Source organism: Methylophilus sp. Leaf414 (assembly GCF_001425425.1).
Lineage (GTDB): Bacteria > Pseudomonadota > Gammaproteobacteria > Burkholderiales > Methylophilaceae > Methylophilus.
Window position 1 is genome coordinate 447,278 of sequence record NZ_LMQQ01000004.1, and the last position, 14,074, is coordinate 461,351.

The 14,074-nt window shown below is 49.1% G+C and carries 8 protein-coding genes; 2 read left to right on the forward strand and 6 right to left on the reverse strand.

The annotated features are described in order from the left end of the window. Nucleotides 1–613: 613 nt before the first annotated feature. Nucleotides 614–3,002 (forward strand): beta strand repeat-containing protein (locus ASG24_RS14965; protein WP_369814186.1); only part of this gene is annotated, 2,389 nt, incomplete at its 3' end. Between the two features lie 871 nt (nt 3,003–3,873). Further along, complete coding sequence (locus tag ASG24_RS14970; RefSeq protein ID WP_055871354.1) at nt 3,874–7,113, forward strand: S-layer family protein; 3,240 nt, start codon at nt 3,874–3,876, stop codon at nt 7,111–7,113. A 148-nt stretch (nt 7,114–7,261) separates the two neighbouring features. On the opposite strand, the gene ASG24_RS11060 is transcribed toward ASG24_RS14970, so the two are convergent. From ASG24_RS11060 to ASG24_RS11085, 6 genes are all read right to left on the reverse strand, one after another. Continuing rightward, nucleotides 7,262–8,722 carry a bifunctional 2-methylcitrate dehydratase/aconitate hydratase gene (locus tag ASG24_RS11060; protein ID WP_055871357.1) on the reverse strand — a complete coding sequence of 487 codons (1,461 nt, stop codon included), beginning with the start codon at nt 8,720–8,722 and terminating at the stop codon, nt 7,262–7,264. Between the two features lie 144 nt (nt 8,723–8,866). Continuing rightward, nucleotides 8,867–10,033 (reverse strand): 2-methylcitrate synthase, encoded by a 1,167-nt coding sequence (gene prpC, locus ASG24_RS11065; protein WP_055871360.1) that lies wholly within the window; start codon nt 10,031–10,033, stop codon nt 8,867–8,869. An 18-nt stretch (nt 10,034–10,051) separates the two neighbouring features. After that, nucleotides 10,052–10,930, reverse strand: coding sequence for a methylisocitrate lyase (gene prpB, locus ASG24_RS11070; protein WP_055871363.1), 879 nt, complete (start codon nt 10,928–10,930; stop codon nt 10,052–10,054). 25 nt (nt 10,931–10,955) lie between these two features. After that, on the reverse strand, nt 10,956–11,954 hold the full coding sequence (locus ASG24_RS11075; RefSeq protein WP_055871366.1) for a CoA ester lyase: 999 nt from the start codon (nt 11,952–11,954) through the stop codon (nt 10,956–10,958). A 2-nt stretch (nt 11,955–11,956) separates the two neighbouring features. Next, a complete protein-coding gene (locus tag ASG24_RS11080; RefSeq protein ID WP_055871369.1) occupies nt 11,957–13,015 on the reverse strand; it encodes a MaoC family dehydratase in 1,059 nt (352 codons plus the stop codon). Nucleotides 13,016–13,051: 36 nt separating this feature from the next. Next, nucleotides 13,052–13,933 (reverse strand): CoA ester lyase, encoded by an 882-nt coding sequence (locus tag ASG24_RS11085; RefSeq protein ID WP_200937006.1) that lies wholly within the window; start codon nt 13,931–13,933, stop codon nt 13,052–13,054. Nucleotides 13,934–14,074: the final 141 nt, after the last annotated feature.

Sequence of the window (14,074 nt, forward strand, 5' to 3'; positions counted from 1 at the left end):
AATAGCAAACGTTGAAGATACTGTACTTGCAAATGTAGGTGTCAAAGTTGTTGTGAACGGTGTTACACAAACCACTACTTTACCAGTAACGATTGAAGATGATGCGCCAGTTGCAAACGGCGGATCAGTGACCGTGACTAACGCAAATACCGCTAACGTTGCACCTGTTGCAGCGATTGCTAATACTGGCAATCTGTTAGGGTTGGTAGGCCTCTCGGCATTGAACCTGATTGACCTGAGTACACGCTCGGCCTTCGGTGCAACCGATGCAAACAACAACATCAGCAAAGTTGAGTTGAACTATCAATCGCTGATATCACTGGGTGGCCGTCAATTCACAGTATCTCAAGCACTGGCAGCGGAATTGGGTCTCAAGGTAGTCATCACTAATGACCCGGGTTTCCTGACCCTGATTGGCCCATCTTCTCATGTAGTAATCACTTCACTAGATGGTGGTCCTATTGATAACCTGGCTGTCAACGAATTACTGGCAACTGCCCGCCTGAGTGGCGGTGCAATTGGCGCTGAAGTACTGAATGGCACTTCAATTACTGTGACTGACTCACAGGGTGCAAGCTCCTCAGCTGCTCTCAGCACATTGGTTGATGCAACTGTGCTAAGCAACGCTACTGCCAATCCTAACCTTAAAGAAGGTGATGGAAACGGCAATACACTGACTGGTACAGCTGGTGATGACCAAATTTACGGTTACGGTGGCAATGACACACTGAATGGCGGCGCAGGTAATGATATCTTGCGTGGTGGTTCAGGCAATGACACTCTGGATGGTGGTATTGGTAATGACATCCTGGTGGGCGGTTCTGGCAATGACAGTCTCACTGGTGGTGCCGGTCGTGACATCTTCCGTTGGGAAAAAGGTGACGAAGGTACTGCAGGTAGTCCAGCTGTAGATACTGTCACTGATTTTACCTTGAATGCAGATGTGATCGACTTGAGATCCGTGTTGCAAGGTGAAAGCCTGGCAAACCTGTCAAACTATGTACGTGTCACCGTTGAAAATGGCAACACTGTCTTGCATATCAGCAGTACAGGTGGGTTCAGTGGTGGCTTTAATGCTGGTGCTGAGAATCAAACTATCGTGTTGCAAGGTGTAAACCTGCAAACCGCTTACGGCACAACCGATAGTGCACAAATCCTGACCAATCTGGTTAACAGCGGCAACCTGGCTATTGATCCCGCTGCTTCCACAGCGTCTGGCAGCCTGGGTGCATTTGGTGCAGATGGCGGACATGTACAAAGTATCGTTGTCGGTGGTGTTACTTACACTTACAACGCAACAAACAATACTGTGAGTGCAAGTGGTAACTCGCCAGCGGTAACCGGGTATGGATACAATGCAAACAGCCATCAATTAACTGTGACCACCGCTAAAGGTGAAACCATCACTGTAAACGTTGAAACAGGTGCCTACCTTTACAATGGTAGCCGTCCGCTTGTTGCCGGTGAAACTACCAGTGTAGGTTTCACACTGATTGATAATGACGGTGATACATCTACATCTTCACTGCAATTTAACGGTACAGGTCAACCAATCATTACTACAGTAGAGCCGGGTCAACCTGGTACGGGTGATGACAGCGTAGTTGAAGGTACTTCGCTCGTTTATACCGTGACCTTGAGCACCGCTCCTAACGCACCTGCTACATACACATACAATCTTGGTGGAGGTACAGCCTCGACTGCAGACTACGGAACAGCCGTATTCAGCAATGGCGTAGTGTTGAATGCCAACGGCACAATCACTGTGCCAGCGGGTGTGACCAGCTTCACTGTGACAGTTCCTACAGTGGATGACACTATTGTTGAACTGAACGAGACGTTGCCACTCACTATTGGTGGTGCGACAGGTACAGGCATTATCGTTGATAACGACAGAGCCACAGTAGACACTGTGACTGCTGGCCCAGCTGGTGGCTCAGTGATTGAAGGTAACAACCTGGTTTACACCGTAACTCTAAGTGCTACAACCAATGTACCAACTACATATAGCTTCAACTTGGGTGGAGGTACTGCCTCTGCGGCTGATTATGTCACTCCTCCGACATTCAGCAATGGTGTGACATACAACGCAGCTAATAACACCATTACAGTTCCTGCTGGCGTAAAAGACTTCACAGTCACTGTGCCTACAGTGGATGACACCATTGTTGAGCCAAACGAGACCCTGCCATTAAATGTTGGTGGTGTAGTTGCCGTTGGTACGATTGTAGATAACGATAGAGCGACAGTAGTGACGGTAGAGCCAGGTCAGCCTGGTACTGGTGATGACAGTGTAATCGAGGGCACTTCACTGGTTTATACAGTGACCCTGAGTGCAACAACCAATGCTCCAACTACTTACAGCTACAGCCTGGGTGGCGGTACAGCTTCAGTTGCTGACTACGGCACAGCAGTATTCAGCAACGGCGTTACTTACAATGCAGTTACTGGCACGATCACAGTACCAGCTGGTGTAAGCAGCTTTACTGTGACAGTACCAACTGTGGATGACACGCTGGTTGAACTGAACGAGACTCTGCCACTGACTATTGGTGGTGCGACAGGTACAGGTATCATTGTTGATAACGACAGGGCAACAGTTGTAACAGTTGAGCCAGGTCAACCTGGACCAGGTGATGACAGCGTTGTTGAAGGTAACAACCTGGTTTACACAGTGACTCTAAGTACAGCTACCAATGCCCCAACTACCTATACATACAGTTTGGGCGGTGGTACAGCCTCATCCGCTGACTACGGCACAGCAGTATTTAGCAATGGCGTGGTATTGAATGCCAACGGAACGATTACTGTTCCAGCAGGTGTGAGCAGCTTTACTGTGACAGTTCCTACAGTGGATGACACTATCGTTGAATTGAACGAGACGCTGCCACTGACTATTGGTGGTGCGACTGGTACTGGTGTGATTGTTGATAACGACAAAGCGACTGTTGTGACTGTAGAACCAGGTCAGCCTGGCCCAGGTGACGACAGCGTTGTTGAAGNACAAAGCGACTGTTGTGACTGTAGAACCAGGTCAGCCTGGCCCAGGTGACGACAGCGTTGTTGAAGGTAACAACCTGGTTTACACCGTGACCTTGAGCGCAACAACGAACGTACCGACAACCTATACCTACACATTGGGTGGTGGTACAGCCTCGACTGCAGACTACGGAACAGCCGTATTCAGCAATGGCGTAGTGTTGAATGCCAACGGTACAATCACTGTTCCTGCTGGTGTGAGCAGCTTCACTGTGACAGTTCCTACAGTAGATGACACTATTGTTGAACTGAACGAGACACTGCCACTGACTATCGGTGGTGCGACTGGTACGGGTGTGATTGTTGATAACGACAAAGCGACTGTTGTGACTGTAGAACCAGGTCAGCCTGGCCCAGGTGACGACAGCGTTGTTGAAGGTAACAACCTGGTTTACACCACAAAGCGACTGTTGTGACTGTAGAACCAGGTCAGCCTGGCCCAGGTGACGACAGCGTTGTTGAAGGTAACAACCTGGTTTACACCGTGACCTTGAGCGCAACAACGAACGTACCAACAACCTATACCTACACATTGGGTGGTGGTACAGCCTCGACTGCTGACTACGGTACAGCAGTATTTAGCAATGGCGTGGTATTGAATGCCAACGGAACGATTACTGTTCCAGCAGGTGTAAGCAGCTTTACAGTGACAGTACCAACAGTGGATGACGCTATTGTTGAACTGAACGAGACGCTGCCACTGACTATCGGTGGTGCGACTGGTACTGGTGTGATTGTTGATAACGACAAAGCGACTGTTGTGACTGTAGAACCAGGTCAGCCTGGCCCAGGTGACGACAGCGTTGTTGAAGNGGTGGTGCGACTGGTACTGGTGTGATTGTTGATAACGACAAAGCGACTGTTGTGACTGTAGAACCAGGTCAGCCTGGCCCAGGTGACGACAGCGTTGTTGAAGGCACATCTCTGGTTTATACAGTGACCCTGAGTGCAACTACCAACGTTCCTACTACATATACTTACAACCTGGGTGGTGGAACTGCGTCAACTGCCGATTATGGTACTGCCGTATTTAGCAATGGCGTTACCTACAATCCGGCTACCGGAACGATCACTGTACCAGCAGGCGTAAGCAGCTTCACTGTGACAGTACCGACAGTAGATGACACTATCGTTGAACTGAACGAGACGTTGCCACTGACTATCGGTGGTGCGACTGGTACTGGTGTGATTGTTGATAATGACAGGGCTACGATAGACACTATCACTGCTGGTCCAAACGGTGGATCTGTTGTGGAAGGCAATAACCTAGTCTATACAGTTACTTTAAGCACTACCACGAATGCACCGACAACCTATAGCTATACCCTGGGTGGCGGTACAGCTTCCAGCGCAGATTATGGCTCCGCCGTGTTCAGCAATGGCGTTACTTACAATGCCGTTACCGGAACTATCACCGTTCCTGCAGGTGTGAGCAGCTTCACTGTAACTGTGCCTACTATTGATGACACATTGATTGAGCCAAACGAAACCCTGCCATTGAGCATTGGTGGCAAATCAGCAACCGGTATCATCATTGACAACGATAGTGGTATCACAGTTGTGAATGGCAGCAAGTTCACTGTCTCTGAAGAAGGTTTGTCTGGCGGTATCAAAGATAATGCTGGCAACACTGATACTACTGATTCAGCCGTAGCCACAGGTTCGTTCAGCTTGAATGCTAGTAACAGTAGCGGTGCTGTATGGACGCTGACTGCGCCAACGGCAGGCACACTAACTTCCGGTGGCGTGAATGTGACATGGTCATTGTCTGCAGATGGCAAAACATTGACAGGTTTTGCAGGTAGCGAGAAAGTACTGACTGCAACGATCAACAACAGTGGTGCCTATAACGTTACATTAAGCAAACCAATTGATCATCCTAATACGACGACCGAAGACACTCTGAAAACTGAGATTGGTGTCAAAGTCGTTGCCAATGGTGTGACACAAGTCACAACCCTGCCGGTAACGATTGAGGATGATTCCCCTGTTGCAAACAACCAGACTGTTTATGCAACTAACTCCGCAAACACCAATGTCATGATTACATTGGACGTTTCCGGCAGTATGGGTGGAAGAGATGGTGTGGGCGGCCAGACTCGTTTGGCAAGTGCTATTCAGTCAATCAAAACGCTGTTGGCAAGCTATGATGATCTGGGTGATGTGAAAGTTGCCTTGGTTGTGTTTGCTGGCGATGCGCAAACCAGACAATTAGGGACAACCTGGTTGACTGTTGCTGAAGCTAACACTCTCTTGAACACTTTGTCTGCCAACGGCAATACAAACTATGATTCAGCCCTTGAAACAGCAATCAATGCTTATGGTTCTCCTGGCAAATTAGATAATGCACAGACTGTGTCTTACTTCTTTACAGATGGTGAGCCTAACCGTGGGTTGGGCGGTACTAGTGACCTAAGCGGTAACGAGAATGCATCTTCTGCTGACGCTGGTATCCAAGCGGCTGAAGAAAGAGCATGGATTCAATTCCTGGAAACTTATAACATCAAGTCATATGCGCTTGGTTTAGGCCAAAACACCTCTACATCACAGCTGGACCCAATTGCATACGATGGTCAGGCTGGTGTGAATACCGGTGGTGTCAAAGTGACTAATTTTGACCAGCTCGATGGTGTGTTGAGCCAAACAGTGGCAGCTTCTATTTCTGGCAGCTTGGTGACTAACGGTGGTTTCGGTGCAGATGGTGGCTATGTGAAATCAGTGGTAGTGGATGGTAGTACTTACACATTCAATGCAACGACAGGTGCAATTGCTGTAAACGGTACTAACAACAGTACTTATGATTCTACAAGTCACAAACTGACAATTACCACCAGCAAAGGGTCATTGGTTTTAGACATGGATGATGGCACGTTTGTCTTCACACCTAAAAACACCAGTGTTTCCGGTGTGGCCGACTTCAAGTACACATTGAGTGACAGAGATGGTGATACCAGCTCTGCTACATTGAGCATTAATGTGACCAAGATTAATGCCGTTCCACAAGTTGCGCCTGATGTAAGCACCGGTATCAATTCTGCTGGTTTGTTGACCATCCCAGGCTTGTTGAATGTTGATCTGCTGAACTTCTCCAGCAGACAAGGATTCAGTGCCAGCGATGTGAATAACAACATCAATAATGTCACTATTACTTACAGCGCATTGATTGCACTGAGTGGCGCTTTCCTGAACTACTCTTCTGCTGTTGCAAGTGAGCTAGGCTTGAAAGTGACTTATGCACAAGATAATGGCTTCCTTAATGTACTAGGAGGCAGTGGTAAGCTGGAAGTGACTGCTCTAGATGGCGGTACCATCGATAACCTGAAGCTGAATGAATTCTTGTCTACCATCAGAACAGATAACACTATTGGTGTGAATGTGCTGGATAGCTTCAAGATTAGTGCGACAGACAGCACCAATCTAAGTGACAGTGCATCTTCAGCCAACCTGATCAATATTGATCTGTTGACTAGCGGTAATAGCGGAATCATTAGTGGCACCAGCGGAAATGATACCCAGCTTAACGGTACTTCAGGAAACGATATCATTTACGGTTTAGGTGGTAACGATACACTGAACGGCGGTGCTGGTAACGATATCCTGCGCGGTGGTGCCGGTAACGATACCTTGAATGGCGGTGACGGTAACGACATCCTGATTGGTGGTAAAGGTAACGATACTCTGACTGGCGGTGCAGGCGTGGATGTCTTCAAATGGGATCGTGGTGATGATGGGGTAGCGGGCAACCCTGCACGTGACACTATCACTGATTTCAACAAGGCAGCCCCGTCACAAGGTGGTGATGTGCTGGATATCCGTGATTTGTTACAAGGCGAGAATCCGGGCAATCTGCAGAACTACCTGCACTTTGAAAAATCAGGTAGCGATACCATTGTTCATATCAGTTCGAATGGTGGTTTTGCCAATGATGCACACAATGTGTCAGGAAGCTTTAGCAGCGGCAATACTACTCAGCAGATCGTGTTGAATGGTGTAGATATTACGACCGGTCAAAGCAGTGATGCAGCGATTATCAATAGCCTGTTAGCACAACAAAAGTTGATTGTTGATCAGTAATTAACGTAGTTGAATAAAAAAGCGACCTTCGGGTCGCTTTTTTATTTCTGAATATTATGTTTTTGGAATAACAATATTCCAAAAAGAAGCGTTGATCGAATAAGAAAAGGGCACAAATGTGCCCTGGTTAAATTAAATGCAGTTGAGTCTAAAGTGCCAGCATATCTACAAATTGGTGAACGGAGGTTTTTTCCAGTGCTTTCTGGTCCTGGCAAAGCGTTAATATTTCCGATTGTTTTTTTTCGTCAAACCGACGAGCCAGATTCACTTTGAATTTCTTTACTAATTCGGGGATACCTTCTTCACGGCGGCGACGATGACCAATCGGGTACTCAACGGCAATATTGCTGGATTGAGTACCGTCTTTAAAAAAGATCTGGATGGCATTGGCGATTGAGCGTTTTTCCGGGTCCAGGTAATCGCGCGTGTATTCAGTTTTTTCCACACAAGTCATTTTATTGCGCAAGGCATCGATACGAGGATCAGCAGCTGCTTCATCTTCGTAGTCCAGAGCTGTCAGTTTACCTTTCAACAAGCCAACTGCAGCCATGTACTGGATGCAGTGGTCGCGGTCAGCAGGGTTATTCATCGGTCCCGATTTATCAATGATGCGTATGGCTGATTCATGCGTGGTGATGACGATTTTTTCAATATTACTGATATCGTCCAGGGATTGCAGACGGTTTCCAACTTCTTTATTTAACTGGAAAGCACTTTCCACAGCGGTTTGTGCATGAAATTCTGCTGGAAAAGAAATCTTGAACAGCACTTGCTCCATGACATAGCTCCCGTATGGACGCTGGAATTTAAAAGCATTACCTTTAAACAACACATCATAGAAACCCCAGGTTTTGGCGGTGAGCGCACTTGGATAGCCCATTTCACCTTGCAGCGTCATCCAGGCCAGGCGCACCGCACGAGAGGTGGCATCACCGGCAGCCCAGGATTTACGAGAGCCTGTATTCGGGCTATGTCTGTAAGTGCGCAGGCTCTGGCCATCGACAAACGCGTTGGAAACAGCATTGATGATATCTTGCTTGTTACCACCAAGCAGTTTGGTGACCACAGCGGTAGAAGCAATCTTGACCAGGATAACGTGGTCCAGCCCTACGCGGTTAAAGCTGTTTTCCAGCGCCAGTACACCCTGGATTTCGTGCGCCTTAATCATTGCTGTCAGCACCTCCTTCATGGTTAGCGGAGCCTTGCCTTCAGCTACATTTTTGCGTGAAATATAATCTGCTGAGGCCAGTATGCCGCCTAGATTATCGGAAGGATGTCCCCACTCGGCGGCCAGCCAGGTATCATTGAAATCCAGCCAGCGGATCATGGCGCCAATATTGAATGCCGCCAGAATCGGGTCCAACTGGTAGGACGTGCCTGGTACTTTTGCACCGTTAGGTACTATTGTGCCGGTAATCACTGGCCCCAGCAATTTGGTACACGCTGGATAATCTAATGCTTCAAACCCGCAACCCAGTGTATCCATCAGGCAGTTACGCGCTGTATCGTAAGCTTCGGCAGAGTCAATCTCAAAATCTGCCACGTAATTGGCGATATCGACAATCACCTGATCCGGATCCGGGCGTACATTAGAAATATGGGCTGACATAGTTATTACCTTTATCAATAGGTTAAAAGTGAATCAATTGCTGCTTGTGATTCGTTAATATTTAAATTTTGACGCACCTTGGTCTTGATGCTTTATGTGTTAAAGCAACGGGAAGAACTAAAGATGCAGGTCAAAAGTGCGTGATTAACGCTGTTTAATAGGAATAAAAGGCCTGTTATCCGGCCCGTTATATTCCGCATTAGGGCGAATAATTTTGTTATCGATACGCTGTTCAATGGCGTGTGCAACCCAACCGGTGGTGCGTGAGATCACAAAGATAGGCGTAAACATGCCGGTAGGAATGCCCATCATGTGATAGCTGGAAGCGCTGTACCAGTCCAGGTTGGGGAACATTTTCTTTTCACGCCACATGGTTTCTTCAATGCGGGCAGAAATATCGAACAGTTTCAGATTGCCAGCGTCTTCTCCCAGTGAGCGGCTGACTTCCTTGATGGATTCATTCCTTGGGTCGGCAATGGTATAGACCGGATGCCCAAAACCAATAATGATTTCCTTACGCGCCATGCGCGCCATGATGTCAGCCTCGGCTTCATCCGGATTGTTGTAGCGCTCGATGATTTCCATTGCCGCTTCATTGGCACCGCCATGCTTGGGCCCACGCAAGGCGCCAATCGCACCCGTGACACAGGAATACAGGTCAGACAAGGTGCCGGCAATCACCCGCGCGGTAAATGTGGAAGCATTGAACTCATGTTCCGCATACAGTACCAGGGATGTATTCATGGCTTTAATATGCAGTTCAGAAGGTTTTTTTCCGTGCAGGATATGCAGGAAATGTGCGGCAATCGAGTCATCATCGGTTTCTACCTCAATGCGTGTACCGCTCTGGCTGAAGTGGTACCAGTACACCAGAATAGAACCGAAACAGGCAATCAGCCTGTCGCCAAGTGCTTGTGCGCCTTCGATATTCCGGTCTGTAGCTTCCGGTTCCAGCGTGCCTAGCATTGAGCAGCCGGTGCGCATGACATCCATAGGGTGCGCATCGGCAGGAATCTGTTCCAGTACGGCTTTCAGTGCACTGGGCAGGCCGCGCAGCTTTTTGAGCTTTTGATGATATTGCGTGAGTTGTGCCTGGGTGGGCAGCTCGCCGTAAATCAGCAAGTAGGCGACTTCTTCAAAAGTAGCATGTGTTGCCAGCTCGATAATATCGTAACCGCGGTAGTGCAAGTCATTGCCACTATGGCCAACGGTGCAAATAGCTGTTGTGCCAGCCGCGACACCTGCCAGGGCAACACCTTTCTTGCGTTTGGGTGCTTCCGTAGATGTGTTTAAATCAGTAGGTGTATTCATCATGATCTCCAAGAGCCCTTATTGCTTGAAAAGGGCGTCGAGTTTTTCTTCAAAGGCGTGATAGCCGAGATGGTTATACAGGTCGGCGCGCGTTTGCATCAGGTCCAGTACGTTTTTCTGTGTGCCATCCTTGCGCACACCCTGATAGACGGTGAGGGCTGCCTGGTTCATGGCGCGAAAAGCAGAGAGCGGATATAGCACCATGTCCACGCCTGCCGTTGCCAATTCATCTACCGTAAACAATGGCGTCGCGCCAAATTCGGTGATATTCGCCAGTACCGGCACTTTGACCGCTTCAACGAATTGCTGGTACATCTTCAAGTCGGTCATGGCTTCCGGAAAAATCATATCGGCACCGGCTTCTACACAAGCACTCGCGCGATCTATGGCTGATTGCAGCCCTTCCACCGCTAAAGCATCGGTACGCGCCATCACCACAAAATCATCATAAGGTTTGGCATCCACTGCTGCTTTTACGCGGTCTACCATTTCATCCAGGCTGACGATGGCCTTGTTGGGCCTGTGTCCGCAGCGTTTGGCGCTGACCTGGTCTTCAATATGCACTGCAGCCGCACCGGCTTTAGCCACGCTTTTAATGGTACGGGCAATATTGAAAGCACCGCCAAACCCGGTATCAATATCTACCAATAATGGCGTCTCCACCGCGTCAGTGATACGACGGACATCAATCAGCACATCTTCCAGCGTGGAAATGCCTAAATCCGGCAAACCAAGCGAACCGGCCGCTACACCGCCACCAGACAGGTAAATGGCTTTAAAGCCGCTCTGGGTCGCCAGCATGGCGTGATATGCATTAATGGCACCTATGATTTGTAACGGCTGTTCTGTCGCCAGCGCAGCACGGAAGCGTGCACCTGGCGTAAGAGATTGAATCATGATCAAGTTTTCCTGTTTGCCGGGGTTAGAAAAAAGCTGTTTCAGCTTCAGCTGGCATAGCTACGCCGGTTTGCTTGGCTTTCTGCAACACCTCCCAGAAGTATCGGTAGGTGGCGCGGTCGTGTAATTCCCCGGCGTACTGAATCGGGCCCCAATCAGCGGCTTGTGCCGTAAGCAGGATATTGGCCGCATCACTGACTTCATCAAAGTTAGGTTTCATGGCATCGACAATGGCCTGGATCTGCGTCGGGTAAATACTCCACATGCGCATGAACCCGAATTCATTGCGGGCGCGGTAGGCATCGCTGTAAGTCACTTCCGCATTTTTTAAATCAAGGGTGACGTTATGCGCAGGCACTATCCCATTTGCCAGCGCGGCGGAAACGACTTCGCTTTTGGCGCGAGCTAGCAATTGATGGTCAAACTGCCCCGGACTACGCATGGCGGTGGCCGGAATCGCACCGTGATGGGCACTGACAAAATCCATTAAGCCAAAATCCAGCACCTGCAACCACGGTAGTTGCGCTATCTCATGCACCTGGCGTAGGGCACCATGTGTTTCAATCAGCAAATGTACGGGAATTTCGCGCTCTATGCCGTGCTGTTTGGCAACCTGCTGAATATAGGCAATCATTTCCTGTGCCTGGGAGATATCCGTGCATTTGGGAATCGTCAGATAGCTCAATACCTGGCCGGCACCACCAACCAGGATATCAATATCTTTTTTCCAGTGCGGATGCGTGTAGTCATGGATACGCGCGCCTGCCATCTTGTGCTGGTTGGCTTCAGAATTCAGGATACGCACTATCATTTCTGCATGTGCCTGTTCCTGGCCACTGGCAGCGCCATCTTCGCAATCGCAAGTGATATCGAATACCGGGCCTGCGCCATTTGGGTTCGCCGGGTCCTGCAAGGACAATGCTTTTAAAATCAGTTTTTCACTGCCGGCAAAATGTTCACAGGCCGGGATCACGGGAAAGGGTTTTTCACCGCCAAACAAAGCCTGATTTGGATGGACCGCCATCATCAATTTCCTTTTCGTGGAATAAGTATCGTGTAATCGAGATCGAGCACCACATGCGGGTGATAGCCCTGCGTGGTTTTAATATTTTCCAAAGTGGTCGGCGGCATGTTTTTAACACCCACCATACGCAAGCGTAATGCACCCAGTTCCGGATGGGGCAGGGGCCATTTGTCCAATACCTTGGTCAGGCAGTAAATGGTGTCACCGGCATAACTCGGATTGGCATGAGTACCGCCATTGATCGCCAGAATGGAAATGGCATTTTCCAGGCCCTCATAACTGAGCGCGCGGCATGCGGAAATCACCACGCCACCATAGACCAGACGTTTGCCTTGTGGCGTGCTTTTCATCAGGTGTGCGTCAAAATGCAGGCGGGCATTATTCTGGTATAAGTGCGTGGCCAGGGTATGGTCGGTCTCATTGATAGTCAGGCCGGAAGGATGGCGCATACATTCTCCCACCTCGTAGTCATCCCACCAGTATTTGCCACCGGTGGCGACGCCCAGGTCATTTTGCAACTTGAAGTTAGTGGGCAAAGCCAATGATTCAGCGGCGACAAATTCCGGTAATTCTGGAATAGTGGTTTCCGGGGCAGGGGCCTCATGATTCTTTTTTTGTACCATGACCCAGCGTACCCAGCTGAGCACAGGTTGTTGATGCTGGTTGACAGTAGTGGAACGTACCCAGACCACGCCATTTTTACCGCTGGAATTTTGTTTCAGGCCTATCACCTCGCTGGAAGTTGCGAGTGTGTCACCTACATAGACTGGCTGCAGAAAGCGGACATCAGCATAGCCCAGATTGGCAACCGCATTGACTGACACATCCGGCACTGTTTTACCAAAGGCGATATGAAAAGCCAGTAAGTCATCAATCGGCGTGGTCGGATAGCCTAATGCCTGCGCCAGTGGCTCACAGCAATGCAGCGGGTTGCGCGCACCGGTCAGCGCGATATAAAGCGCGCTATCTCCTGCAGTAATAGTGCGAGGGGTCGCGTGCTGGATGACTTCGTGCAGTTTGAAGTCTTCGAAGAAACGGCCTGCAGAAATTTTGCTTTGCATGGTGTCCTCCTTAAAACTTTTCAGTAGGGTTAAGCATTAAATAAACTCTTCTTCCAGTTCGCTGATGGCTTCTGCCAGCTGAATTAATCGTTGGGCTGCTTTGATATGGTGATGCTCAACCAGTTTATCGTTAACTACCACGGTACCTCGGCCCGCTTCATTGGCTTCTTTCAAGGCTTTAATAATCAGGCGCGCATGTTCGACTTCGCTGCGTTGTGGTGTGTAAGCGTCATTGCAATAAGCTATCTGCGCCGGGTGTACCAGGGACTTGCCATCCATGCCGATATCCCGGCCTATGCGACAGGCGTATTCAAATGAATGCATATTCTTGAAATCGCTGGTAATGCCATCAATGACGCCTTTACCATAAGCACGTGCGGCAAGGATTACCAGTGATAATGAAGTCAGGATAGCAGAGCGTTCGTGCGTGACACGTGCATGTAACTGCGAAATCAGGTCTGAGGTGGCCATCACCATGCAGATCACACGTTCGGAAGCAGCGGCGATTTCCTTGGCATTCAATACCGCCAGCGGGCTTTCTATCATCACCATCATGGGCACGTCTTTGCCACCGGCGGCGTCCAGTAATTGTTGCGCCCGCAATACATCTTCACGGGATTCTATATTAGGAAACAGGATGGCATCGGCACCAACATTAGCCACGGCCTGGATGTCATCGTGACCCCAGATTGAATCCAGGTCGTTGACGCGGATGACGACTTCTCGTTTGCCGTAACCACCCTGTTTGACAGCCTGAACCACATTATCACGCGATTGCAGTTTGGCATCGATCAGGATCGGGTCGCCCAGGTCCAGGATGACTGAATCCGCCGCCAGTGTGCGTGCACGTTCCAGGTAGTGCGTATTGCAACCTGGCACATACAGCATGGAGCGTCTGGGTCTGAGTGGATAGGGCATTATTTTTCCTTGTTAAGGAGATTTCACTGAATTATTGATGATAAAATTTTGCCTGTCAATGAATATCTTATGTCTTATATAAGATATAAAACAGTGGACATCTGAGTTTTGTCTGTGGTATAAATTAATTAAGCATGGCGG

Bases quoted from the DNA above. Each gene is read 5' to 3' on its own strand.
- ASG24_RS11085 (WP_200937006.1), bottom strand. From the start codon at position 13,933: ATGCCCTATCCACTCAGACCCAGACGCTCCATGCTGTATGTGCCAGGT.
- prpB (WP_055871363.1), bottom strand. From the start codon at position 10,930: ATGATTCAATCTCTTACGCCAGGTGCACGCTTCCGTGCTGCGCTGGCG.
- ASG24_RS11080 (WP_055871369.1), bottom strand. From the start codon at position 13,015: ATGCAAAGCAAAATTTCTGCAGGCCGTTTCTTCGAAGACTTCAAACTG.
- ASG24_RS11060 (WP_055871357.1), bottom strand. From the start codon at position 8,722: ATGTCAGCCCATATTTCTAATGTACGCCCGGATCCGGATCAGGTGATT.
- ASG24_RS11075 (WP_055871366.1), bottom strand. From the start codon at position 11,954: ATGGCGGTCCATCCAAATCAGGCTTTGTTTGGCGGTGAAAAACCCTTT.
- prpC (WP_055871360.1), bottom strand. From the start codon at position 10,033: ATGAATACACCTACTGATTTAAACACATCTACGGAAGCACCCAAACGC.